Below are 23,222 nucleotides of genomic sequence, written 5' to 3' on the forward strand. Positions count from 1 at the left end.
AACCGCTGCACGGGGCTTTGATCGGCTTCAGGCCGGCAGGCGCAGCGCCGTCATGACGGATGCCAGCGTGCTGCGCGGCAGCATCAGCAGCATCTTGCCTTCGATACGCAGGGTGACGACGCCCTTCGCCATGTTCGAGGTGCCGACCCGCCCGCCCGGCGCGAACTCGATCCCCTCGATCGGCCATTCCAGCCCTGTGCTGATCCCGCGCGCCGGTCCCATGGGATACAGCGACACCCGCGTTCCCGGCATCAAGGGCAGCGTCAGCCGGGGCGGCGCCACGAAGACCACGTCATCGGAAGCCAGCAGGATCACGAAGGGCCGGGGTGTGCTGGCCATGGTGGTCAGCGCCGACAGCGTGTGATCCAGCCGCAGACCGGCAAAGCCCACCGCCATGACGAAGGGCGCGGCAATGCGCGTCAGGCACTTGGCGAAATCGGTGCTGTCCTGTTCGGCCACATGATGGATGCGCCCCGAGGGGATCAGCTTCTGCGCCTGGGGCGTGATGCTGTCCAGATCCCCTATGACCCAATCCGGCGGCTGCCCCAAGGCCAGTGCCCGATCCGCGCCTCCGTCCGCAGCCACCAGCATCGGTGCCACCGCCAAGGCAGTCTGCAGGTCATAGGGCGAAGCCGTGCCGCCCCCGATCACGGTAACCCCCCGGTCTGAAATGACCAGGGGCGGAATCATTCCCCGCGACCGACGCCAGAGAAGACGCGCTTGAAGGGCAGGATCCAGAGAATGCCAAGCCCCACGTACACGGCGACCTCGACCAGGATCGGCTGGCGGCCCAGGCGGGCGTCCATCCAGTTCACCAGGGTGACCGCCGCCACGATGTAAAGCGGCAGGCCGATGACCAGGATCAACAGCGACAGGCGTTTGCGTGTCTTCAGGTTCATCGCGTGCCCTTTCCTGCCCGCCCGCCTCAGTCCGAGAACGGATCCGTCACAAGGATCGTATCCTCCCGCTCGGGACTGGTCGAGAGCAGCGCAACCGGGCACTGGATCAGTTCCTCGACCCGGCGGACATACTTGATCGCCGCCGCCGGAAGATCGGCCCAGCTGCGCGCGCCCTGCGTCGATTCCTGCCAGCCTTCCATTTCTTCATAGATCGGCTTTACCTTGGCCTGCAATGCGGCCGCCGTCGGCAGGTAGTCATATTTCACGCCGTCGATCTCATACCCCACGCAGATCTTCAGCGTGTCGAACCCGTCCAGCACGTCCAGCTTGGTCAGCGCGATGCCGTTCACGCCGCTGATCGCGCAGGTCTGGCGCACCAGCACGGCGTCGAACCAGCCGCAGCGCCGCTTGCGCCCCGTGACGGTGCCGAATTCATGCCCGCGTTCGCCGAGACGCTGCCCGTCTGCGTCATGCAACTCGGTCGGGAACGGACCTTCGCCCACGCGGGTCGTATAGGCCTTCACGATCCCCAGCACGAAGCCGATGGCCGACGGTCCCATGCCGGTCCCCGAAGCCGCCATCCCCGACATGGTGGTTGAGCTGGTGACATAGGGATAGGTGCCGAAGTCGATGTCCAGCAGCGACCCCTGCGCGCCCTCGAACAGGATGCGCTTTCCGGCCTTGCGGGCATCGGCCATGATCTTCCAGACCGGCTGGGCATAGGGCAGCAGCTTCGGCGCCACCTCCATCAGCTTGGCCTTCAGTTCCGCCCGGTCGATCGGTTCGGCGCCCAGACCCTGGCGCAGCGCGTCGTGATGGGCCAGCAGGCGGTCCAGCCGCGCGTCCAGCGTTTCCTCATCGCCCAGATCCGCCACGCGGATGGTGCGGCGGCCGACCTTGTCCTCGTATGCCGGTCCGATGCCGCGGCCGGTGGTGCCGATCTTGGCCTTGCCCGCCGCTTCCTCGCGCAGCTTGTCCAGATCTTGGTGCAAGGGCAGGATCAGCGGCGTGTTTTCCGCGATCATCAGGTTTGCCGTCGAAATCGCGACGCCCTGCCCAGCCAGCTTGTCGATTTCCGAAAACAGCGCCCAAGGGTCCAGCACCACGCCATTGCCGATCACGGCCAGCTTGTTCTCGCGCACGATCCCCGAGGGCAGCAGCGACAGCTTGAAGACCTTCTCGCCGATGACCAGCGTGTGCCCGGCATTGTGGCCGCCCTGGAAGCGGGCGATCACATCGGCCCGTTCCGAAAGCCAGTCGACGATCTTGCCCTTGCCCTCGTCGCCCCATTGCGCGCCGACAACCACCACATTGGCCATGAACGGTCCTTCCATTCCCCGAAAAATGTCCGGTGCAGGGTCTAGCGCAGGTCATGTCCGGGGGAAAGCAGCGATTTGCCCGGTACGGCTGGCCCGGCTGCCCTTTTCCTTTCGGGCCGCAGGGATTAGGTTCGCCGCTGGGCTGAAAAGGTGCAAAGCATGTCGTTCTTCTCGAAACTGCGCGAGCGGCTGACCCGGTCTTCCTCGAAGATCGGCGAAGGGCTGGACGACATCGTCGATGCGCCCGCGTCTTCGCCCGAGACCCCGGCCGATACCCTGCTTTCGGCCCCCGTTTCGCCCGCAGCACCTGCCACCCCATCCGCGGGGATTGTCGGGCGGCTGTTCGGCACCGCCCCCGCCCGCCCCGAGGAACCGCGCCGCGCCCTTGACGACGCGATGCTCGAGGAGTTGGAGGACATGCTGGTCCAGGCTGATCTTGGGGTGGACACGGCGCTGCGCGTGACGGCCAACATTGCCGAAGGACGCATGGGCCGCCGCCTGTCTGCCACCGAACTCAAGGAGCTGCTGGCCGGTGAAATCACTCGCATCATGACCCCGGTCGCGCGCCCGCTGCCGCTTTACCCGAAAAAGCCGCAGGTCGTGCTGATCGTGGGCGTCAACGGCGCAGGCAAGACCACCACCATCGGCAAGCTGGCCAGCCAGTTCCGCGCGGCCGGAAAGTCGGTGATGATCGCCGCGGGCGACACCTTCCGCGCGGCGGCGGTCGAACAGTTGCAGGTCTGGGGCCAGCGCGCGGGCGTGCCGGTGATGGTCGCCGCGCAGGGCAGCGACCCCGCGAGCCTCGCTTTCGATGCCATGACGCGCGCCGAAGCCGAAGGCGCGGACCTTCTGATGATCGACACCGCCGGCCGGTTGCAGAACCGCCAGGACCTGATGGAGGAACTGGCCAAGATCGTCCGCGTGATCCGCAAGAAGGATCCTTCGGCCCCGCATAATACTCTGCTGGTGCTGGACGCGACCACGGGCCAGAACGCGCTGAACCAGGTGGAAACCTTCCGGCAACTGGCCGATGTCTCGGGCCTGGTAATGACGAAACTTGACGGCACCGCGCGCGGCGGCGTGCTGGTGGCCCTGGCCGACCGTTTCGGCCTGCCGATCCACGCCATCGGCGTAGGCGAACAGATCGACGACCTGGATGCCTTCGACGCCAATGATTTCGCCCGCGCGCTCGTCGGCCTCTGACGCTTCTTCGTTGCCCAAATATCCTCGGGGGAACGCGCGAAGCGCGTGGGGGCAGACAGCCCCGGCTACGCTTCCACCCCAAGCTGCGCCAGAAACGGCCGCACATCACCAAGCGCCGCGCGGTTGGCGAACAGCGTGGCCTGCGACCGCAGGATTGGCTCCTCTCCCAGGATCTTCAGGTTGTTGGCCCGCAGCGTTTCTCCGGACGAGGTGATGTCGGCCACGGCTTCGGCGGTCTGGTTGGCGACCGTGCCCTCGGTCGCACCTTGCGAATCAACCAACTGGTAATCCGCCACCTCGTGATGGGCCAGCCAGGCGCGCACCAGGCGGTGATACTTGGTGGCGATCCGCAGCCGGAAGCCATGGACGGCGCGAAAATCACGGGCGATAGACGCAAAATCGTCCAGATCCTCGCAATCGCGCCAGCATTCCGGCACGGCCAGGATCAGGTCGGCATGGCCGAAGCCCATGGGCGCGATCTCGACCACATCCGACCGCCATCCCGCCAGCTTCTCGCGCACAAGGTCGGTGCCGGTGACGCCCAGTTCGATCCGTCCTGCGGCAAGCTCTCGCGGGATCTCGCCCGCCGACAGCAGGACCAGCGACACCCCCTCCGCGCCCTCGACCCGGCCCGCATATTCGCGATCCGAGCCGCTGCGCGACAGCGCCACGCCGCGTGAGGCAAACCAGTCAAAGGTCTGCTCCATCAGCCGCCCCTTGGACGGCACCCCCAGCCGTATCATCGCGCGGCCTCCAGTTCGGCGACAAGGCCGGGGCGGATGATGCCGCCCACGGCGGGGATCGCACGGCCGCCGCGCCCCAGGACGGCCGTCAGCGCGTCATAGCGCCCGCCCGAGGCGACAGGCGGCCAGGCCGGGCGATCAGGTGCGACGAAGCTGAAGGTAAAGCCGTCATAGTATTCCATTGTCTGCCGCCCATGGCTTGCGTCGAACAGGATCGCGTCAGGGGCGACGCCCTGGGCCGACAACATCGCCATCCGCTCCTCGATGCGCAGGACCGCCGGCCCCAGCTCGGTCCATTCCGCAACCAGGTCCCGCAGCTCTGCCAAGGCCCCTGGCAGCGGCGCACGAACCGCAAACAGCCGCTCGAGCCGCGCGATCCAGGCTGGATCAAGCGGCTGCGCGTCCCGGTCTGCCAGCAGCCGGTCAATCCGGGCCTGCATCTCATCCTCGCCCCGAAGCCCGGCCCACGGCGCGCTTGTCGAGGGAAGATCACGCGCCTCGGCGGGCCGAGAGACCCGCGCCAGCAGCCGCGCAAAGCGGCGGGGCCGCCACAGGTGATGCAGCAGGGCATCGCGACGGGCGTTTGACAGCGGCAGCGCCCGGACCGCATCCATCAGCAGCCCCGTGTCGCCCGTCACGGCCTGCAGGCCATAGGGGACCAGCAGCCGGTGGAACAGTCCGAAGACCTCGGCATCGGCCTGACGGTCATGAGCAAACAGTTCGAACCCCGCCTGCAGGTATTCGTTGTCACGCGGATTGGCAGGGCGCTCCTCGCCCGGATCCTGCTTGCGAAAGACCTCGCCCAGATAGCAGTATCGCGCGGGTTCCGCCCCGCCCGCCATGTGCATCTGCACCACCGGCACGGTGAAGTCGGGCCGCAGCATCACTTCGCCCCGCAAGGGATCGGTCGAGGTATAGGCGCGGGCGCGGATATCCTCGCCATACAGATCCAGAAGCGTGTCGGCAGGCAGCAGGATGTCGGGCGCGACCTCAACCGCCCCCGCCTCGCGGAAGGCCTGCAGAAAACGCTGGCCGATGGCCTGCTTGTGGCGCTTGGGGATCATCCGACGATCCGCCTGACTTCCGCAACCAGACCGGCGCGCGGAACCTCGGTCTGGGCGGGCTGCGCCTTCCATTCGTCATGGCTGGCTTCTGCCGCAATGCGCGCACCCAGGACCAGATCCTTCACCTGCACCACGCCCCGCGCGGCCTCGTCGCCGCCCTGGATGATCGCCACCGGCGCGCCGCGCTTGTCAGCATATTTCAACTGGTTGCCGAAGTTCTTGGGATTGCCCAAATAAACCTCGGCCCGGATGCCAGCGGCGCGCAGTTCAGATGCCATCGCCTGGTAATCCGCCATCCGGTCGCGATCCATGACTGTGACAACCACCGGCCCCTGCGCTTCGCTGCCCGCAAGCCCCTTGGCCCGCAGCGCCGCCAGCAGCCGGTCCACGCCGATGCTGATGCCCGTTGCAGGCACCTTCTGGCCCGTAAACCGCTCGACCAACCCGTCATAGCGTCCGCCGCCCGCAACCGATCCGAACTGCCGCTTGCGGCCCTTCTCGTCCAGGATCTCGAAGGTCAGTTCCGCCTCGAAGACCGGCCCGGTGTAATAGCCAAGCCCGCGCACGACCGAGGGGTCGATGACCGCGCGATCCTCGGCCACGCCCATGGCGGCGAGCATCCCGGCGATCTCGGCCAGTTCATCCACGCCCTCGGCCCCGATGGCCGACGCGCCAACCGCCGCGCGCAGGTTGGCCAGCGTCGCCGCGTTGTCCGCGCCTTTCGAGGTCAGGAAAGCCAGCACCGGCTGGGCCTGCGCCTCGCTCAACCCAACCCCCTCGATCATGGCGCCGCTGTCGTCCTTGCGGCCCGTGGTCAGCAGCGCCAGCACGCCCTCGCGGCCGACCTTGTCGAACTTGTCGATCTGGCGCAGCACATCCTCGGCCTGGTCCGCGCGCACCTCGGCGGCCTCTAGCACGCCGTTCAGAACCTTGCGGTTGTTGATGCGCACGATGTAGTCGCCGCGCGCAATCCCCACGGCCTCCAGCGCATCGGCCAGCATCGCGCAGATCTCGGCATCCGCGGCGACGGAAGCCGACCCCACCGTATCCGCATCGCATTGATAGAACTGCCGGAACCGCCCCGGCCCCGGCTTCTCGTTGCGCCAGACCGGACCCATAGCATAGCGGCGATAGGGCGACGGCAGGTCGTTGCGGAACTGCGCCGCCACTCGCGCCAGGGGTGCCGTCAGGTCGTATCGCAGCGCCAGCCAGTCGCCAGAACCGCCGCCGGGCACGGCTTCCTCTTGCCAGGCAAAGACGCCGGCGTTGGGGCGATCCACGTCGGGCAGGAACTTGCCCAGGGCCTCGACCGTCTCGACGGCGCTGGTTTCCAGGGGATCGAAGCCATGGCGGTGATAGATTTCGGCGATCCGGTCCAGCATCGCCTTGCGTTCCGTCACATCCGCGCCGAAATAGTCGCGAAAGCCCTTGGGCGTTTCCGCCTTGGGACGGGGTTGTTTTTTCTGATCTTTCGCCATGGTCCTGCCTTTCCGGCCAAATCCGTGGCTGCCTTAACCGAAGGGGCCGATATGGACAAGGATAGCGAAACGCGAATCCGCCAGCTTGAAGAAGCGCTGGCGCACCTGACACGCGTGACCGACGACCTGCACGAGGTCATCGCCCGCCAGGACGGGGAAATCGCCCTGCTGACCCGCCGGGTCGAAATGCTGATGCGTTTCGCAGCCGAACAGCAGGCCGATGCCGAAGGCACGATCCCCTTGGCCGATCAGCGCCCGCCGCATTGGTAACATCTTCTGTGTGAAGTTATCCTTGGGGGCCTGGGGGCAGACAGCCCCCAGTTCCTTCTACCCGCGCATCTCGCGGAACAATTCTGCCAGATGCTCGGTGGACGCATCATGCCCGGGCGCGTCCTCGCCCTTCAGCAGGGGTTCGACCTTCAGCGCCAGTTCCTTGCCCAGTTCCACACCCCATTGGTCGAAGCTGTTGATCCCCAGGATCACGCCCTCGACGAAGACCCGGTGTTCGTAAAGCGCGACGATCTGGCCCAGAGTAAAGGGCGTCAGCTGTTCGATCAGCAGCGTGGTCGAGGGCCGGTTGCCGGGGAACACGCGGTGTCGCGCCTGACGGTCCAGTTCCGCGCCTTCCAGCCCCTTGGCCTGCATCAGCGCGCGCGCTTCCTCCAGCGTGCGGCCGCGCATCAGTGCCTCGGACTGGGCCAGGCAGTTGGCGGCCAGCAGGATGTGGTGATGCGCCAGGTCGGGCTCGTGCCCCTTGGCGGCGAGGATGAATTCGCAGGGAACAGGGGTCGTGCCCTGGTGGATCAACTGATAGAAGGCGTGCTGGCCGTTGGTGCCGGGTTCGCCCCAGACGACCGGGCCTGACACCACCGTCAGGTCGGTCCCGTCCATCGCCACCCGCTTGCCGTTCGACTCCATCTCAAGCTGCTGCAGATAAGCGGGCAGCCGCAGCAGGCGGTTGTCATAGGGCAAGACGGCGCGTGTGGGATAGCCGCAGATCTGGTGGTGCCAGATGCCGACCAGTGCCAGCAGCACCGGCAGGTTTTCCGCCAAGGGCGCGGCGCGGAAATGGGCATCCATCGCCGCACCGCCCGCCAGGAATTCGTCAAAGCGTTCGTCGCCGATGGCCAGCATCAGCGACAGCCCGATCGGCCCCCAGACAGAATAGCGCCCGCCGACCCAGTCCTCGAAGCCAAAGACGCGCGACGGATCGATCCCGAACTCGGCCGTCTTGCCCGTGGCGGAGGACAGCGCCACGAACTGCGCGGCCGGGTCGGTCACGATGCGGCCCATCCAGTCGCGGGCGGTCTGGGCATTGGTCATCGTCTCGATGGTGGTGAAGGTCTTGGACGCGACGATGACCAGGGTGGTGGCGGGATCCAGTCCCTTCAGCGTGTCGGCGATGTCGGCGCCGTCCACGTTGCTGACGAAATGGCAGCGCGGCCCGTCATGATAGGGCGCCATCGCCAGAACCGCCATGTAGGGGCCAAGATCCGACCCGCCGATGCCGATATTGACCACATCGGTGATCTTTCCCCCCTGCCCCGTGAAGGCGCCGGACCGGACGTCGCGGGCGAAATCGGCCATGCGGTCATGCGTCTCGCGCACGGCGGGCATCACGTCCTGGCCGTCCACCACCACGCTGCCCCGCAGGTTGCGCAGGGCGGTGTGCAACACGGCACGGCCTTCGGTCTCGTTGATCTTCTCGCCCGTGAACATCGCCTCGCGGCGGGCCGCCACATCGGCACCTTCGGCCAAGGCCATCAGCAGGTCGCGCGCCCCCGCATCGATCAAGGTCTTGGACCAGTCGAAGACCATCCCGTCAGCCGTGGTGCAGAACGTGCTGGCACGGGCGGGATCGGCGTCGAACAGGTCAGAGATCCGGCTGTCGCCTTGCGCCTGACGATGAGATTTCAGGCGGGTCCAGATGTCGGTCATTTTGAAGGCTCCTTCGGGCGCCTATTCGGCCCAGTGAACGGTCGCGATATCCAGGAAGGCACGGATCGGCGCCTCGATCGGATCCAGCTTCTGCGCCCGTTCAAGCGCCTCGCGCTTTTCCGGGCCCATGATCAGGACATGCACGTTCATCGCGTCGGCAAGCGCAGGCCGGGTCAGGGTGATGCGCGGTTCCTCGGCCCCTTCCGCCCGGATCGGCAGGACAAGGGGCGCGTCGGCCGCCAGCCCCTCGGCCAGGCGGTCGGCGCCCGGAAACAGGCTGGCCGTGTGCATGTCGTTGCCCATGCCCAGCAGGACGACGGTAATCGGCAGGTGCGGCCGGATCGCGTCGGCCAGCGAAGGCGCGGCCTCGTCCGGGGTTGGATCCCCGGTGTACAGGTCTATATACCGGGCGGCCGCTGCCCGGTCGCGCAGCAGGTGGCGGCGCAGAAGGCGGCCGTTCGACCGCTTGTGTTCCCCGTCCACCCAGCGTTCGTCGCCCGGAAAAACCGTCACGCGCCCCCAGTCGATATCCGCCCCGCTCAGCGTCTCGAACACCAGCGTCGGTGACGTGCCGCCTGGCACGCAGAGGCTGGCCTTCTCCCCCGTCCGCAGCTGCTGCGCAAGTTGCGATGCCATCTGGTCGGCCAACGACAGGGCCAGCATCTCTCGGTCGGGGTATTCCTTGAGTTCCATCGTCATGCGCGGATTTCCCTCCATCGGCGGTTGTCGCGATGCAGCAGACGCAACGCTTCTTCGGGCCCCGAGGATCCCGCGTCATAGGGTTCGGGCCGCCGCTTGCTGTCTTCCCAGGCGGCGATGATCGGATCGGTCCAGGCCCAGGCGGCCTCGACCTCGTCCCCGCGCATGAACAGCGTCTGGTTGCCGCGGATCACGTCCATGATCAGCCGTTCATAGGCGTCGGGCATATCGCTGCCATCGGCGCCCAGAGCATCGGCGAAGGACATGTCCAGCGGCACCTGCACCAGCCGCATCCCTCCCGGCCCCGGTTCCTTGATCATCACCTTGAGGTTCATACCCTCGTTCGGTTGCAGGCGGATGACAAGCTCGTTCGCCTTGGGCGCGCCGCTGTCGTCGAAGATCGAATGGGGCGGTTCACGGAAGACGATGGCGATCTCGCTTGTCCGGGCCCGCAGTTTCTTGCCGGTGCGCAGATAGAAGGGCGTGCCCTGCCAGCGCCAGTTCGAGATGCAGACCTTCATCGCGACATAGCTTTCGGTCTGCGAATCCGGGTTTTCCGAATCTTCGATGTAGCCGGTCGACTTGCCGTCCGCCTGATACTGCCCCCGCACGATGTCGCCCGGTTCGACGGGCTGCAGGGCGCGGATCACCTTAAGCTTTTCATCGCGCACTGCATTGGGGTCGAAGTGATAGGGTGGCTCCATTGCGATCAGGCACAGAAGCTGCATCATGTGGTTCTGCACCATGTCCCGGATCGCGCCGGACTTGTCGTAATAGCTGCCGCGCCCGGCCACGCCCACGGTTTCCGCGACCGTGATCTGGACGTGATCGACGTATTGCGAATTCCACAGCGGCTCGAACAGGATATTGGCAAATCGGACGGCCATCAGGTTCTGGACGGTTTCCTTGCCCAGGTAATGGTCGATCCGGTAGATCTGCTCTTCCCGGAAATGGCAGGCCAGCGTCGCGTTCAAGGCGCGCGCAGTTTCCAGGTCGCGGCCGAACGGCTTTTCCACCACGATGCGGCTGTTTTCATCGGCGATCCCGTGGCTGGCAAGGCGGCTGGCGATATCGCCAAACAAGGCGGGCGCGACCGAGAAGTAGAAGGCATGGACTGCACCGGGGCGCATCCGCGACTTCAGATGGGCCCAGCCGCCGTCGCCCTTGGCGTCGATGGGCGTATAGCCCAGCAGATCCAGGAACTGCTTCAGATGCGGGTCGTCGGCCGCGACGCCTCCGAACTCCTGGACGGCCTTTGCGGCTTCGGCTTGGAAGGCCGCGTCATCCTGTTCCGTGCGGGCCGCGCCGATGATGCGCGAGGTCGAGGGGATTTGCCCTGCCACGAAACGGCGGTACAGGCCGGGCAGGATCTTGCGCTGCGCCAGATCGCCGGTGGCACCAAAGATGACCAGATCGAAATCATCGACCGGAATTACGCGTGAAACCATGCTGTCCTCCTTGCGGTTGGGGATCGCCATATCTTTCGTTAGCGTTAACAGCACCTCGGATCAACCTTTCAGCGTCTTGGCCAGCCGTGGCAGTCGACTGCGTTTCAGCATGACCGGCACCGTCATGTCACCCCCCATCGCCGCAGCCTTGTCGCGCGCGGCAACCACGGCCGCAGTCACGGCGCTGCGATCTTGGGCCAACAGGTCCAGCAGGAAGGCATCGGGATGGATCGCCCGCAGGCCCAGCCCCGCCATCAGGCCTTGCGGAAAGTCACGCAGGTTCGCGGTCACCACCAGCGACGCACTGCCAGCCAGGGCGGCTTCGACAACATGGCGGTCGGCGGGGTCCGGAAAGTGCAGATCGATCGCGCGTATCCCGTCATCGGGAACCTGGGCTGCGGGAAAGCGGGTTCGCAGCAAGGCGATCTCGGCCCCCGCCACGGCGTCCGGGTCGGAACCCAACCGCGCGGCTGCGTGGCGCCATTCGTCCAGGATCCGCGCCGACCACAGGGGCGTGAACAGGCCCGCCCCTGCAAGATCGGTCAGGATCTCTCGCAGGATGGTCGGGAACAGGACATTGGCGTCAAGAACCGCGCGCATCAGTCCAGCCGGAAGAACAGCGCCTTGAGATAGCCCGTCTCGGCCAGTTGCGGCAGCATCGGATGATCGGGACCGGCCTGCCCGGTGTGGATCAGCACGCCCCTGCGCCCGCCGCGCCCGATCCCGCGCGCGCTGACATTGCGAAAGGCCGTCAGGTCGGCGGCGTGCGAGCAACTGCACAGCACCAGATAGCCGCCGGGCGCGACCAGCGGCGCAGCCAGCTTGGCGACGCGTTCATAGGCGCGCAGACCAGCCTCCAACGCAGGTTTTGCGGGTGCGAACGCGGGCGGGTCGCAGACCACCACGTCGAAGCGGCGGCCCTCGTCGGCCATCTTCTCCATCGCCTTGAAGGCATCGGACTGGATCGTCTCAAGCCGGCCTGATGCATCCATCCGCGCCGCGCCGCCCTTGGCCAGGTCAAGCGCCGCCGCGCTGCCATCGACGCAGGTCGCCCGCGCCGCACCGGCCGCGAGGGCGGCCAGGCCGAAGCCGCCGACATGGCTGAACACATCCAGCACGGACGCGTCCTTCGCCAGCCGCTGCGCAAAGGCTTGGTTCGGGCGCTGATCAAAGAACAGGCCTGTCTTCTGCCCGCCCATCAGGTCCGCCAGATAGGTCGCGCCGTTCATGGGCACCGCCACGGGTTCTGTCGGCGCCTCTCCGCGCAGAACCTCCATCCGTTCCTCAAGCCCTTCCAGCCCGCGCGCGCGACCCTGCCCGTTCAGGATCACCGTCGTCACACCCGCAACCTCGGCCAAGGCATCGGCAATCTGCGGCGCCATGCGGTCCGCCCAGGCTGCATTCGGCTGGATCACGGCAGCATCCCCGAAGCGGTCGATCACCAGGCCCGGCAAGCCGTCCGATTCGGCGTGGACCAGGCGATAGAAGGGCGCGTCGTAAAGCCGCTCGCGCATCTGCAACGCGCGCGCCAGCCGAGTCTTCAGCCAGTTCCCGTCAATCAGCGCCTGCGGATCGGCATCCATCATCCGGCCGACGATCTTCGAGTTGGGGTTCACCGTGACCAGCCCAAGCGGCTTGCGCTCGGCATCCTCCAGCACGGCAAAACCCCCTGCCGGGATCGCGCGACTGCGACGATCCAGCACGGCCTCGTCGGCAAAGACCCAAGGGAAGCCGTGGCGGATCGCCTGGGGCTTGGACTTCGGGCGCAGGCGCAGAACAGGCAGGTCGGTCATGGGGTGATCCTTTCGCGCAGGGATCTGGCACGCCACCCTGCCCTGCACAAGGCCGCACGCGGCGGCATGGCGGTGGAAAGACGCAAGGCGACAAGGAATGTTGAACCGTTAACGCTAACAGACTATATTCCCGTCAAGAAGGAGCCAGCCATGACCATGCACGCCACCATCGACCGCGTCACCGACCGGATCCGCGCCCGGTCCCGCCACAGCCGTGACGCCTATCTGACCAAGATCGCCCGCGCGGCCGAGGAAGGCCCCCGGCGCGCGCATCTGTCCTGTGGCAACCAGGCCCATGCCTATGCTGCAATGCCCGACAAGGACGACCTGGCGCTGTCGCGCAAGCCGAACATCGGGATCGTCACGGCCTATAACGACATGCTGTCTGCCCATCAGCCCTATGAGCGTTATCCAGACCTCATCCGCCGCGCGGGCAACGCCGCGGGCGCCACGGTGCAGGTCGCGGGCGGCGTGCCCGCGATGTGCGACGGCGTTACCCAGGGCCGCGCGGGGATGGAGTTGTCGCTGTTTTCCCGCGACGTGATCGCGCTTGCTGCAGGCGTGGCGCTGTCCCACGACTGCTTCGACTCGGCGATCTATCTGGGCGTCTGCGACAAGATCGTGCCGGGCCTGGTCATGGCGGCAGCGACCTTCGGCCATATCCCGGCGGTGTTCCTGCCTGCGGGCCCCATGCCCTCGGGCCTGCCGAACGACGAGAAGTCCCGCGTGCGCCAACAATTCGCGGCGGGCGAGGTCGGGCGTGACGCGCTGATGGCGGCCGAGATGGCATCCTATCATTCCCCCGGCACCTGCACCTTCTACGGCACCGCCAACAGCAACCAGATGCTGATGGAGTTCATGGGCCTGCACCTGCCCGGTTCCAGCTTCGTGAACCCGAACACACCCCTGCGCGAGGCGCTGACGGTGGCGGGCGTCCAACGCGCGGCAGCGATCACCCGGCTGGGCAACGACTACCTTCCGGCGGGCGAGGTTCTGGACGAAAAGGCCTTCGTCAACGGCATCGTCGGCCTGATGGCCACGGGCGGGTCCACGAACCTTGTCATGCACATTCCCGCCATGGCCAAGGCCGCAGGCATCCAGATCGACATCGAGGATTTCAACGACATCTCGGAATCCGTGCCGCTGATGGCGCGGGTTTATCCCAACGGGCTGGCAGACGTGAACCACTTCCACGCGGCAGGCGGCATCGGCTACATGATCGGGCAACTGCTGGATGCGGGTCTGCTGCATCCCGACGTCAAGACCATCAACGGCACCGGGCTGGACGGCTATACGGCGGAACCCAAGCTGGACGGCGGCGGCATCCGCTGGGACAAGGGCGCGCGCGAGTCGCTGAACGACCGCATCTTGCGCCCCGCCAGCAATCCCTTTGCCGCGACGGGGGGGCTGAAGCAACTGAACGGCAACCTGGGCCGGGGCGTCATCAAGATCAGCGCCGTGGCCGAGGAACGCCATGTCATCGAAGCAAAGGCCCGCGTCTTCGACGACCAGGAACAGGTGAAGGCCGCCTTCAAGGCGGGCGAGTTCACCGAGGACACCGTGGTCGTCGTCCGCTTCCAGGGCCCGCGCGCGAACGGCATGCCGGAACTGCACTCGCTGACCCCGGTACTGGCCGTGCTGCAGGACCGTGGCCTGCGCGTGGCCCTGCTGACGGATGGCCGCATGTCCGGCGCCTCGGGCAAGGTGCCCGCAGCCATCCATGTCTCGCCCGAGGCTTCCGTTGGCGGCCCCCTTGCCCGGCTGCGCGACGGCGACCTGATCCGCCTGGACGCCAGGACCGGCCGGATCGACTGCCTCGCCCCCGATTTCGAGGATCGCCCGGCAGTGGCCCATGATCCCGCGCCCAGCAGCGAGGGCATGGGCCGCGAACTGTTCGCCGCCTTCCGCGCCGTGGCCGGCCCCGCGACCGAAGGCGCGGGCGTCGTCGTCTGAACGATGGACCTTGGCATTCGCCATGCCAGGGTTTAACCCGTCCCGACGGAGCAGTGGCCGAGTGGTCTAAGGCAGCGGTCTTGAAAACCGCCGGGCCAGTGATGGTTCCGTGGGTTCGAATCCCACCTGCTCCGCCATATGCCCAGGCCGTACAATCAGGTCCAGATCAACCGAAGCCAGGACCGCAGGCTTCCACACACCCGTATCCGGCCCATGGCCCCGAACGTGCGGCTCAGCCTTCGCCCGTCGCCACAACCACTCGGGTTCCACCTTGGTCGCAGACCTGCTGCAGCCTGTCGGGCAGCGGGCGGTCGATGAAGATGGCGTCCAGTTGGGCGACCGAGACGACCCGTATCGGTGCCTTGCGCAGAAGCTTGTCTGAATCGGTGACCAGCCAGCATTCGCGCGCCTGTCGCAGGATCGCGCGGCTGACCCGTACTTCGGCCAGGTCGAAGTCGAGAATGTCGCCGTCCTCGTCCAGGGCAGAACAGCCGATGATGGCGTAGTCGGTCTTGAAGTTCGCCATGAACTCGCTGGTAAGGTCGCCGACAAGGCCGCCGTCTGACCGGCGCAGCAAGCCGCCGGCGACCAGCACCTCGCAACTGTCGTTTGCGGCCAGGATGTTGGCTACGTTCATGTTGTTCGTCACCACCGTCAGGTTGCGATGGCGCAGCAGGGCCCGCGCCACGGCCTCGGTCGTGGTCCCGATGTTGAGGATGACCGAACTGTTGTCGGGGATCTGCGCCGCGCAGGCACGGCCTATCGCCGCTTTCGCATCCTCGTTCATGCGGCGGCGTTCGTCATAGGCGATGTTGCTGGCGCCGCTGCGCAGGATCGCGCCGCCGTGGACACGGTCAAGGACGCCCTGGTCGGCAAGTTCCGCCAGATCGCGCCTGATCGTCTGCGGCGTCACTTCCAGCTTGGCCGACAGCTCCTCGACGCTGGCCCGGCCGGAAGCGCGCACGACGTCCAGGATCTGCATCTGCCGGATGTTCATCGCGATCTTGCCCCCTGAAGTGCATGTGGCCTTTCCAGAAGAACGCGTGGTGCATAAGTGTCAAGCGAAAGAAAATGCGCGAAAACGAACATCCATGTTGACAGAATCCGTGCGCGGATGTTCGACTTCATCACAGGGGAGTGAGGCAGCCATGTCGCAAGCGACGGACCTGTTCATCATCGGCGGCGGGATCAACGGCACGGGAATCGCCCGTGATGCCGCTGGGCGCGGCCTTTCCGTGCGGCTGGCCGAACAGGGCGACCTTGCCGGGGCAACCAGCAGCGCCTCGACCAAGCTGTTTCACGGCGGGCTGCGCTATCTCGAATTTCTCGAACTGCGCCTTGTCCGCGAATCTCTGCGCGAGCGAGAGGTGCTGCTGCGCGCGATGCCCCATATTTCATGGCCGATGCGCTTCGTGCTGCCGCTGGATCCGAAGATGCGCTTTGCGGGCAGGACGCCGGTATCGCGGATCCTGTCGGTGCTGATGCCTTGGGGCCGCGGCCATCGCCCGAACCTGGTGATCCGGGCAGGGCTGTTCCTGTACGACAACCTGGGCGCGCGGGAAATCCTGCCCGGCACCTCGACCCTGGACCTGCGCCAGGCGCCCGAGGGCGCGCCGCTTCAGGACCGCCTGACCCGCGCCTATGAATATTCCGACGCCTGGGTGGACGATGCCCGGCTGGTGGTCCTGAATGCCCGCGACGCGGCCGCGCGCGGGGCGGACATCATCGTGGGATCAAGAGTGACCGAGGCCCGGCGCGAGGGCGACGGCTGGCTGGTCCGCCTGTCCGACGGCCGAGAGTTCCGCGCCAAGGTGCTGGTCAATGCGGCCGGCCCCTGGGTCGGCCGGGTGATCCACGACGTGGCGCACCTGCCATCGACCGAAGGGGTGCGGCTGGTGCGCGGCAGCCATATCGTCACGCGGCGGCTATTCGATCACCCCAAGGCCTATTTCCTGCAGGGCCAGGACGGCCGGATCATTTTCGCGATTCCCTATGAACGCGACTTCACGCTGATCGGCACCACCGATGTGGACCACGACGGCCCGCCCGACCGCGCCGTGTGCACGCCCGAGGAGGTGGACTATCTGTGCCGCTTCGTTTCGGGTTACTTCAAGAAGCCCGTGACCGCCGATGACGTGGTCTGGACCTATTCGGGGGTCCGGCCGCTTTACGACGATGGCTCGTCCTCGGCCACGGCGGCAACGCGGGATTACGTGCTGTCGCTGGACGACAAGGGCGCGCCCTGCCTTCATGTCTTCGGCGGCAAGATCACCACGTACCGTCGCCTGGCCGAAGCCGCGATGGCGAAGCTTGCGCCCCACCTGCCCGGCGCGGGCGCGGCCTGGACCGCCGGCGCGCATCTTCCGGGCGGCGACTTTCCCGTGGACGGGGCCGAGCCCCTGGCCCAGACGCTGCGGCGCGATCATCCCTTCCTGACGCCCGACTGGTCGATGCGCCTTGTCCGCGCCTATGGGACCGAGGCCGCTCAGGTCCTGGGCGGGGCGCGCACGGCAGCCGATTTGGGGCGGGATTTCGGGGCGACATTGACCGAATCCGAACTGCGGTGGATGATCCGCAACGAATGGGCCCGCGACGCCAAGGGGGTGCTGTGGCGGCGGTCCAAGCTGGGCCTGCGCATGACGCCCGAACAGGTCGCCGCGATCGAGGACTACATGGCTCGCGAAAGGGTCGCCGCATGACGCTGGAGCTTCGGGGGGTCACGAAAGAGGTCGCGGGCCAGAAATGGATCCATCCCACGGATCTCTCTGTGGCGCCGGGCAGCATGAACGTGCTGCTGGGGCCGACGCTGTCGGGAAAGACCACCCTGATGCGGCTGATGGCGGGACTGGACCAGCCGACGGCCGGGCAGATCCTGTGGCAGGGCCGCGACGTGACGGGCCAGCGGGTGCAGGACCGCGGCGTGGCGATGGTGTATCAGCAGTTCATCAACTATCCCTCGATGTCGGTCTATGACAACATCGCCTCGCCCCTGCGCCTGCAGCGTGTTGCGCGGTCGGAAATCGACCGCCGCGTGCGCGAAACGGCGGCGATGATGCGCCTGACCCCGATGCTGGATCGCCGCCCGCTGGAACTGTCGGGCGGCCAGCAGCAGCGCACGGCCCTGGCCCGCGCCTTGGTCAAGGGCGCGGGGCTGGTGCTGCTGGACGAGCCGCTGGCGAACCTCGACTACAAGCTGCGCGAGGAATTGCGGGCCGAAATCCCCCGCATCTTCGAGGCATCAGGCGCGATCTTCGTCTATGCAACGACCGAGCCCGAGGAGGCGCTGCTTCTGGGCGGCAACACCGCGACGCTGTGGCAAGGCCGCGTCACGCAGTTCGGTCCCACGCCGCAGGTGTATCGCCGCCCGCAGGACGCCACGACCGCACGCGTCTTCAGCGACCCGCCCATGAACTTCAAGACGGTGCAGGTCAGCCGTGGCGAGGCCGTGCTGGACGACGTCCGCTGGCCTGTGGACGTGCCGGATGGCCGCTATACCGCCGGCTTCCGCGCACCCCACCTGACGCTGGACCCCGCACCCGGCGCCGTGGCGCTGTCTGCGCAGTTGGGCGCGACCGAGATCACCGGGGCCGAGACCTTCCTGCATCTGCTGCACGGGCAGGACCGCTGGGTCGGGCTGGTTCCGGGCGTCCGCAGGCTTTCCGTCGGTGCGCCCCTGGCGGTGTGGCTGGATCCGGCGCATGTCTATTTGTTCGACGAAGGCGGCAGGCTTGCCCGCGCCGCCCCTTATTCACGGGCGGCGTGATGGCGCAGATCACCTTTGACAACCTTGCCCACAGCTACCTGGCCGCGCCCAAGGCGGACCCCGACTGGGCGCTGAAGCCGATGTCGCTGACATGGCGCGATGGCGGGGCCTATGCGCTTCTGGGCAGTTCCGGTTGCGGCAAGACCACGCTGCTGAACATCATCTCGGGCCTGCTGCATCCCAGCCGGGGTCGCGTGCTGTTCGGCGACCGCGACGTGACGGACCTGCCGACGGCCGAACGCAACATCGCGCAGGTGTTCCAGTTCCCGGTCGTCTATGACACGATGACCGTCCGGCAGAACCTGGCCTTCCCGCTGAAGAACCGCGGCCTTCCCGCCGACCAGATCGCCGCGCGGGTCGATGCGGTGGCCCGCATGATCGGCATGACCGATACGCTGGATCGCCGCGCGCGCGGGTTGACGGCCGATGCCAAACAGAAGATCAGCCTGGGCCGCGGCATGGTCCGCCAGGACGTGAACGCGATCCTGTTCGACGAACCCCTGACGGTGATCGACCCGCAGATGAAGTGGGAATTGCGCACGCAACTGAAGGCGCTGCACCGCGAGTTCGGGCACACGATGATCTATGTCACCCATGACCAGACCGAGGCGCTGACCTTCGCCGACGAAGTCGTGGTCATGTCCGAAGGCCGCATCGTCCAGGCGGGCACCCCGCAATCCTTGTTCGACGCACCGGCCCATACCTTCGTTGGCTATTTCATCGGATCGCCCGGCATGAACCTGCTGGAGGCACGGGTCGAGGGCGCGACGGCCCATGTGGCAGGGGTCTCTGTCCCGCTGGCCGCGCCTTATGCGACGCCGTCGGGCCGTGTCCAGATCGGCATCCGCCCTGACGCCGCCCGGCCCACCACCGGCGACGGGCTGCCCTTCCGCCTTCTGCGCACCGAGGACGTGGGCCACCACCGCATCCTGCGCGGCGAGGTTGCGGGCGCGTCCTTCAACCTGACCGTCCCCGAAGACGAGCCGATCCCCGCCACCTTCGACCGCATCACGCTCGACCCCGCCCGGATCGGCGTCTTCGTGGACGACTGGCGCATCGAGCCGCTGGAAAGGGCTGCCTGATGGACAAGCCCGTCAACAACCGCGCCTGGTTCCTGGTCCTGCCGGTGCTGGTGCTGGTCGCGTTTTCGGCCGTGATTCCGCTGATGACGGTGGTGAACTATTCCGTGCAGGACACCTTCGGGAACAACCAGTTCTTCTGGAACGGCCTTGGCTGGTTCCAGGAGGTGCTGGAAAGCGACCGCATCCGCGCAGCCCTGGGCCGGCAGCTTCTGTTTTCCGCCATCATCTTGGCGATCGAGATCCCGCTGGGCATCTTCATCGCGCTGAACATGCCCAAGCGCGGCTTCTGGGCCAGCCTGGTTCTGGTGCTGATGGCGCTGCCGCTGCTGATCCCGTGGAACGTGGTGGGCACGATCTGGCAGGTCTTCGGCCGCGTGGACATCGGGCTTCTGGGCCATACGCTGGCGATGCTGGGGATCGACTACAACTACGTGAACGACCCTTGGGACGCCTGGGCCACGATCATCGTGATGGATGTCTGGCACTGGACCAGCCTTGTCGCGCTGCTGTGCTATGCCGGCCTGCAATCCATCCCCGACGCCTATTACCAGGCCGCGCGGATTGACCAGGCCAGCCGCTGGGGCGTCTTCCGCTATATCGAGCTGCCCAAGATGCAGGGCGTGCTGCTGATCGCCGTGCTGCTGCGCTTCATGGACAGCTTCATGATCTATACCGAGCCCTTCGTCGTCACCGGCGGCGGTCCCGGCAACGCGACCACCTTCCTGTCAATCGACCTGGTGAAGATGGCGATCGGGCAGTTCGACCTGGGCCCGGCGGCGGCCTTCAGCCTGATCTACTTCCTGGTAATCCTGCTGATCTCCTGGGTGTTCTATACCGTCATGACCGCGCAGAGGGACCGCACATGACAACCACGCGCGCATCCCGGGGGTCCGCTGTCGTCATGACCCTGTATCTGCTGTTCCTGCTGGTGCCGATCTACTGGCTGGTCAACATGAGCCTGAAGACCAATGCCGAGATCACAGGCACCTTCAGCCTCTGGCCGCTGAACCCGACGCTGAACAATTATCGCATCATCCTGACCGATCCCAGCTGGTACATGGGCTACGTCAACAGCCTGATCTATGTCTTGCTGAACACCGCGCTGTCGCTGGCGGTGGCCCTGCCTGCCGCCTATGCCTTCAGCCGCTATCGCTTCCTGGGCGACAAGCACCTGTTCTTCTGGCTGCTGACGAACCGCATGGCCCCGCCCGCGGTCTTCGCCCTGCCCTTCTTCCAGCTTTATTCCGCGGTGGGCCTGTTCGACACGCATATCGCCGTGGCCCTGGCGCATTGCCTGTTCAACGTGCCGCTGGCCGTCTGGATCCTTGAAGGCTTCATGTCCGGCGTCCCGCGCGAGATCGACGAGACCGCCTATATCGACGGCTACAGCTTCCCGCGCTTCTTCACCCGCATCTTCATGCCCCTGATCGCCAGCGGCATCGGGGTCGCGGCCTTCTTCTGCTTCATGTTCAGCTGGGTGGAACTGCTGCTGTCGCGCACGCTGACCTCGGTGAACGCCAAGCCCATCGCGGCGACCATGACCCGCACGGTCAGCGCATCTGGCCTGGACTGGGGCGTACTGGCCGCGGCGGGGGTGCTGACCATCGTGCCCGGCGCCTTAGTCATCTGGTTCGTCCGCAACTATATCGCCAAGGGCTTCGCCCTGGGGAGGGTGTGATGCGCGGCCGTTCGCTGAACACGGGTTTCCTTGCCGCCGCCCTGCTGATGCTGGCCGTGCTGGCCTGGCTGTTCATGCTTGTCCCGTCCGAGGACGGGGTGCGGGAATGGACCGAAAGCCTCAATCCCGGCGGCTGGATGGCCTGGACCCTTCCGACCGCCCTGTTCTTCTGGGTGATCGCGGCGCTGCTGCTGGTCTTCACCTGGCTTGCCATCCGGTCCCCGGAAACGCCTCGTAAGGGCATCCTGGGGATATGGACGACCCGGGGCGACCGGCTGTTCATCAGCCTGCTCGGCTCGGCCTTCATCAACCTTGCCTGGCTGGGTTTCGGAGGAATGCCCGCCTGGGGAGGCTTGATCCTGTCACTGATCTACGCCGCGGCGGTGTTCCGCTGGGTGTGAAAACGGGCCGCCAAGGCCCATCCTGGGGAGGAGAAGACATGAAGTTCTACCTGACGACGGCCATGAGCCTTGCGCTGATGGTCACCGGCGCACAGGCCGGGATGGAGGAGGCCAAGGCCTTCCTCGACGCCGAGATCGGCGACATGTCCAGCCTGGACCGCGCCGCGCAAGAGGCCGAGATGCAGTGGTTCATCGACGCCGCCCAGCCCTTCGCGGGGATGGACATCAAGGTGGTGTCTGAAACCATCACGACCCACGAATACGAGGCCAAGACGCTTGCCCCCGCCTTCACGGCCATCACCGGCATCAGGGTCACCCATGACCTGATCGGCGAAGGCGACGTGGTGGAAAAGCTGCAAACGCAGATGCAGTCCGGCGAGAACATCTATGACGCCTATGTCAACGACAGCGACCTGATCGGCACCCATTGGCGTTACCAGCAAGCGCGCAACCTGACCGACTGGATGGCGAATGCCGGGGCGGACGTGACGAACCCGAACCTCGACATCGACGACTTCATCGGCAAGTCCTTCACGACCGCGCCCGACGGGAACATGTACCAGCTTCCCGACCAGCAGTTCGCCAACCTTTACTGGTTCCGCAAGGACTGGTTCGACGACGAGACGAACAAGGCCGAGTTCCGCGAGCGTTACGGCTATGACCTGGGCGTGCCGGTCACCTGGTCCGCCTACGAGGACATTGCCGAGTTCTTCACGGGACGTGAGATCGACGGCAAGCAAGTCTATGGCCACATGGACTATGGCAAGAAGGACCCATCGCTTGGCTGGCGCTTCACCGATGCCTGGCTGTCGATGGCCGGGAACGGCGACAAGGGCATCCCGAACGGCCTGCCGGTGGACGAATGGGGCATCCGGGTGGATGAGAACAGCCGCCCCGTCGGTAGCTGCGTCGCGCGCGGCGGGGACACCAACGGCCCTGCCTCGGTCTATGCGATCCAGAAATACCTGGACTGGATGACCAAATATGCGCCCCCCGCGGCCCAGGGCATGACATTCAGCGAAAGCGGCCCGGTCCCCAGCCAGGGCGAGGTCGCCCAGCAGATGTTCACCTATACCGCCTTCACCGCTGATTTCGTCAAGGAAGGCTTGCCGGTGGTGAACGAGGACGGCACGCCGAAATGGCGATTTGCCCCCTCGCCGCACGGCGCCTATTGGCAGGACGGGATGAAGCTGGGCTATCAGGACGCCGGGTCCTGGACGCTGCTGAAATCCACGCCGGACGACCGCGCCAAGGCGGCATGGCTTTACGCGCAGTTCGTGACCTCGAAGACGGTGGACGTGAAGAAAAGCCATGTCGGCCTGACCTTCATCCGCCAGTCCACGCTGGACCACCAGTCCTTCACCGACCGCGCGCCCAAGCTGGGCGGCTTGATCGAGTTCTACCGCAGCCCCGCCCGCCTGCAGTGGTCGCCCACGGGCACCAACGTGCCGGATTATCCGAAGCTGGCGCAACTGTGGTGGCAGGCGATCGGCGATGCCGCCTCCGGCGCCAAGACCGCGCAGGAAGCCATGGACAGCCTGTGCGCGGAACAGGAAAAGGTGCTGGAACGCCTGGAACGCGCGGGCGTGCAGGGCGACATCGGCCCCAAGATGGCCGAGGAGCATGACCTGGAATGGTGGAACAACTTCGCCAAGGAGCATGGCGGCATTGCCCCTCAACTGAAGCTGGAGAACGAGGATCCCCAGCCCGAGACCATCAGCTATGACGAGCTGGTGAAAAGCTGGCAGTGACCGAACGACA

22 protein-coding genes and 1 tRNA gene are annotated in these 23,222 nt (G+C 66.3%); 11 read left to right on the forward strand and 12 right to left on the reverse strand.

Annotation, left to right across the window (positions count from 1 at the left end; genetic code table 11):
• Nucleotides 1–27: 27 nt before the first annotated feature.
• From FIU66_RS07930 to FIU66_RS07940, 3 genes are read right to left on the reverse strand one after another with little or no spacing between them, the layout of a single operon-like run.
• A complete protein-coding gene (locus tag FIU66_RS07930; RefSeq protein WP_167622189.1) occupies nt 28–690 on the reverse strand; it encodes a thiamine diphosphokinase in 663 nt (220 codons plus the stop codon).
• Nucleotides 687–899, reverse strand: coding sequence for a DUF2842 domain-containing protein (locus tag FIU66_RS07935; protein ID WP_167622190.1), 213 nt, complete (start codon nt 897–899; stop codon nt 687–689). The genes FIU66_RS07930 and FIU66_RS07935 overlap by 4 nt, the downstream gene beginning before the upstream one ends.
• A 26-nt stretch (nt 900–925) precedes the next feature.
• Entirely contained in the window at nt 926–2,218 is a 1,293-nt protein-coding gene (locus tag FIU66_RS07940) for an adenylosuccinate synthase (protein WP_167622191.1), read from the reverse strand.
• Between the two features lie 159 nt (nt 2,219–2,377).
• On the opposite strand from FIU66_RS07940, the gene ftsY reads away from it, so the two are divergent.
• Nucleotides 2,378–3,421, forward strand: coding sequence for a signal recognition particle-docking protein FtsY (gene ftsY, locus FIU66_RS07945; RefSeq protein WP_167622192.1), 1,044 nt, complete (start codon nt 2,378–2,380; stop codon nt 3,419–3,421).
• 65 nt (nt 3,422–3,486) lie between these two features.
• Here the strand turns inward: ftsY and hisG are convergent, their stop codons facing one another.
• The 3 genes from hisG to hisS are packed head-to-tail and all read right to left on the reverse strand — an operon-like array spanning nt 3,487 to nt 6,706.
• On the reverse strand, nt 3,487–4,164 hold the full coding sequence (gene hisG, locus FIU66_RS07950; protein WP_167622193.1) for an ATP phosphoribosyltransferase: 678 nt from the start codon (nt 4,162–4,164) through the stop codon (nt 3,487–3,489).
• Entirely contained in the window at nt 4,161–5,228 is a 1,068-nt protein-coding gene (locus FIU66_RS07955) for an ATP phosphoribosyltransferase regulatory subunit (protein WP_167622194.1), read from the reverse strand. Before FIU66_RS07955 ends, hisG begins: the two co-directional genes overlap by 4 nt.
• Nucleotides 5,225–6,706, reverse strand: a complete 1,482-nt coding sequence (hisS, locus tag FIU66_RS07960) for a histidine--tRNA ligase (protein WP_167622195.1) — start codon at nt 6,704–6,706, stop codon at nt 5,225–5,227. Before hisS ends, FIU66_RS07955 begins: the two co-directional genes overlap by 4 nt.
• 51 nt (nt 6,707–6,757) lie before the next feature.
• On the opposite strand from hisS, the gene FIU66_RS07965 reads away from it, so the two are divergent.
• A complete protein-coding gene (locus FIU66_RS07965; RefSeq protein ID WP_167622196.1) occupies nt 6,758–6,976 on the forward strand; it encodes a SlyX family protein in 219 nt (72 codons plus the stop codon).
• 57 nt (nt 6,977–7,033) lie between these two features.
• On the opposite strand, the gene pgi is transcribed toward FIU66_RS07965, so the two are convergent.
• The 5 genes from pgi to FIU66_RS07990 are packed head-to-tail and all read right to left on the reverse strand — an operon-like array spanning nt 7,034 to nt 12,584.
• Complete coding sequence (gene pgi / locus FIU66_RS07970; RefSeq protein ID WP_167622197.1) at nt 7,034–8,644, reverse strand: glucose-6-phosphate isomerase; 1,611 nt, start codon at nt 8,642–8,644, stop codon at nt 7,034–7,036.
• Between the two features lie 21 nt (nt 8,645–8,665).
• Entirely contained in the window at nt 8,666–9,337 is a 672-nt protein-coding gene (gene pgl / locus FIU66_RS07975; protein WP_201281121.1) for a 6-phosphogluconolactonase, read from the reverse strand.
• 2 nt (nt 9,338–9,339) lie between these two features.
• Nucleotides 9,340–10,791, reverse strand: a complete 1,452-nt coding sequence (zwf, locus tag FIU66_RS07980) for a glucose-6-phosphate dehydrogenase (RefSeq protein ID WP_167622199.1) — start codon at nt 10,789–10,791, stop codon at nt 9,340–9,342.
• A 60-nt stretch (nt 10,792–10,851) separates the two neighbouring features.
• Nucleotides 10,852–11,391 carry an RSP_2648 family PIN domain-containing protein gene (locus tag FIU66_RS07985; RefSeq protein WP_167622200.1) on the reverse strand — a complete coding sequence of 180 codons (540 nt, stop codon included), beginning with the start codon at nt 11,389–11,391 and terminating at the stop codon, nt 10,852–10,854.
• Nucleotides 11,391–12,584, reverse strand: a complete 1,194-nt coding sequence (locus FIU66_RS07990) for an RSP_2647 family RNA methyltransferase (RefSeq protein WP_167622201.1) — start codon at nt 12,582–12,584, stop codon at nt 11,391–11,393. The genes FIU66_RS07985 and FIU66_RS07990 overlap by 1 nt, the downstream gene beginning before the upstream one ends.
• Before the next feature lie 150 nt (nt 12,585–12,734).
• Here FIU66_RS07990 and edd point away from each other — a divergent pair, with 150 nt between their 5' ends.
• Nucleotides 12,735–14,537: a phosphogluconate dehydratase gene (gene edd / locus FIU66_RS07995; protein ID WP_167622202.1), complete on the forward strand. Its 1,803-nt coding sequence runs from the start codon at nt 12,735–12,737 to the stop codon at nt 14,535–14,537.
• Between the two features lie 47 nt (nt 14,538–14,584).
• A tRNA-Ser gene (locus FIU66_RS08000) sits at nt 14,585–14,674 on the forward strand.
• A gap of 95 nt (nt 14,675–14,769) precedes the next feature.
• Here FIU66_RS08000 and FIU66_RS08005 read toward each other — a convergent pair.
• Complete coding sequence (locus FIU66_RS08005; protein WP_167623435.1) at nt 14,770–15,540, reverse strand: DeoR/GlpR family DNA-binding transcription regulator; 771 nt, start codon at nt 15,538–15,540, stop codon at nt 14,770–14,772.
• Nucleotides 15,541–15,685: 145 nt separating this feature from the next.
• Between FIU66_RS08005 and glpD the strand changes: the two genes are divergently transcribed.
• From glpD to FIU66_RS08040, 7 genes are read left to right on the forward strand one after another with little or no spacing between them, the layout of a single operon-like run.
• Nucleotides 15,686–17,236: a glycerol-3-phosphate dehydrogenase gene (gene glpD, locus FIU66_RS08010; protein WP_167622203.1), complete on the forward strand. Its 1,551-nt coding sequence runs from the start codon at nt 15,686–15,688 to the stop codon at nt 17,234–17,236.
• On the forward strand, nt 17,233–18,300 hold the full coding sequence (locus tag FIU66_RS08015) for an ABC transporter ATP-binding protein (protein ID WP_167622204.1): 1,068 nt from the start codon (nt 17,233–17,235) through the stop codon (nt 18,298–18,300). Before glpD ends, FIU66_RS08015 begins: the two co-directional genes overlap by 4 nt.
• Nucleotides 18,300–19,382, forward strand: a complete 1,083-nt coding sequence (locus FIU66_RS08020) for an ABC transporter ATP-binding protein (protein WP_167622205.1) — start codon at nt 18,300–18,302, stop codon at nt 19,380–19,382. The genes FIU66_RS08015 and FIU66_RS08020 overlap by 1 nt, the downstream gene beginning before the upstream one ends.
• Nucleotides 19,382–20,248 (forward strand): carbohydrate ABC transporter permease, encoded by an 867-nt coding sequence (locus tag FIU66_RS08025; protein ID WP_167622206.1) that lies wholly within the window; start codon nt 19,382–19,384, stop codon nt 20,246–20,248. Before FIU66_RS08020 ends, FIU66_RS08025 begins: the two co-directional genes overlap by 1 nt.
• Entirely contained in the window at nt 20,245–21,060 is an 816-nt protein-coding gene (locus tag FIU66_RS08030) for a carbohydrate ABC transporter permease (protein ID WP_167622207.1), read from the forward strand. The genes FIU66_RS08025 and FIU66_RS08030 overlap by 4 nt, the downstream gene beginning before the upstream one ends.
• On the forward strand, nt 21,060–21,461 hold the full coding sequence (locus FIU66_RS08035; protein ID WP_167622208.1) for a DUF2160 domain-containing protein: 402 nt from the start codon (nt 21,060–21,062) through the stop codon (nt 21,459–21,461). The genes FIU66_RS08030 and FIU66_RS08035 overlap by 1 nt, the downstream gene beginning before the upstream one ends.
• A 38-nt stretch (nt 21,462–21,499) precedes the next feature.
• Nucleotides 21,500–23,212, forward strand: a complete 1,713-nt coding sequence (locus tag FIU66_RS08040; protein WP_167622209.1) for an ABC transporter substrate-binding protein — start codon at nt 21,500–21,502, stop codon at nt 23,210–23,212.
• Nucleotides 23,213–23,222 lie beyond the last annotated feature (10 nt).

Source organism: Paracoccus sp. AK26, assembly GCF_011801365.1.
Lineage (GTDB): Bacteria > Pseudomonadota > Alphaproteobacteria > Rhodobacterales > Rhodobacteraceae > Paracoccus > Paracoccus aerius.

Bases quoted from the DNA above. Each gene is read 5' to 3' on its own strand.
- FIU66_RS08040 (WP_167622209.1), top strand. From the start codon at position 21,500: ATGAAGTTCTACCTGACGACGGCCATGAGCCTTGCGCTGATGGTCACC.
- FIU66_RS07955 (WP_167622194.1), bottom strand. From the start codon at position 5,228: ATGATCCCCAAGCGCCACAAGCAGGCCATCGGCCAGCGTTTTCTGCAG.
- FIU66_RS07930 (WP_167622189.1), bottom strand. From the start codon at position 690: ATGATTCCGCCCCTGGTCATTTCAGACCGGGGGGTTACCGTGATCGGG.
- FIU66_RS08020 (WP_167622205.1), top strand. From the start codon at position 18,300: ATGGCGCAGATCACCTTTGACAACCTTGCCCACAGCTACCTGGCCGCG.
- FIU66_RS08030 (WP_167622207.1), top strand. From the start codon at position 20,245: ATGACAACCACGCGCGCATCCCGGGGGTCCGCTGTCGTCATGACCCTG.
- FIU66_RS07985 (WP_167622200.1), bottom strand. From the start codon at position 11,391: ATGCGCGCGGTTCTTGACGCCAATGTCCTGTTCCCGACCATCCTGCGA.
- FIU66_RS07965 (WP_167622196.1), top strand. From the start codon at position 6,758: ATGGACAAGGATAGCGAAACGCGAATCCGCCAGCTTGAAGAAGCGCTG.
- pgi (WP_167622197.1), bottom strand. From the start codon at position 8,644: ATGACCGACATCTGGACCCGCCTGAAATCTCATCGTCAGGCGCAAGGC.
- FIU66_RS07935 (WP_167622190.1), bottom strand. From the start codon at position 899: ATGAACCTGAAGACACGCAAACGCCTGTCGCTGTTGATCCTGGTCATC.
- FIU66_RS08025 (WP_167622206.1), top strand. From the start codon at position 19,382: ATGGACAAGCCCGTCAACAACCGCGCCTGGTTCCTGGTCCTGCCGGTG.
- edd (WP_167622202.1), top strand. From the start codon at position 12,735: ATGACCATGCACGCCACCATCGACCGCGTCACCGACCGGATCCGCGCC.
- pgl (WP_201281121.1), bottom strand. From the start codon at position 9,337: ATGGAACTCAAGGAATACCCCGACCGAGAGATGCTGGCCCTGTCGTTG.
- hisS (WP_167622195.1), bottom strand. From the start codon at position 6,706: ATGGCGAAAGATCAGAAAAAACAACCCCGTCCCAAGGCGGAAACGCCC.
- FIU66_RS07990 (WP_167622201.1), bottom strand. From the start codon at position 12,584: ATGACCGACCTGCCTGTTCTGCGCCTGCGCCCGAAGTCCAAGCCCCAG.
- ftsY (WP_167622192.1), top strand. From the start codon at position 2,378: ATGTCGTTCTTCTCGAAACTGCGCGAGCGGCTGACCCGGTCTTCCTCG.
- hisG (WP_167622193.1), bottom strand. From the start codon at position 4,164: ATGATACGGCTGGGGGTGCCGTCCAAGGGGCGGCTGATGGAGCAGACC.
- FIU66_RS07940 (WP_167622191.1), bottom strand. From the start codon at position 2,218: ATGGCCAATGTGGTGGTTGTCGGCGCGCAATGGGGCGACGAGGGCAAG.
- zwf (WP_167622199.1), bottom strand. From the start codon at position 10,791: ATGGTTTCACGCGTAATTCCGGTCGATGATTTCGATCTGGTCATCTTT.
- FIU66_RS08015 (WP_167622204.1), top strand. From the start codon at position 17,233: ATGACGCTGGAGCTTCGGGGGGTCACGAAAGAGGTCGCGGGCCAGAAA.
- FIU66_RS08035 (WP_167622208.1), top strand. From the start codon at position 21,060: ATGCGCGGCCGTTCGCTGAACACGGGTTTCCTTGCCGCCGCCCTGCTG.
- glpD (WP_167622203.1), top strand. From the start codon at position 15,686: ATGTCGCAAGCGACGGACCTGTTCATCATCGGCGGCGGGATCAACGGC.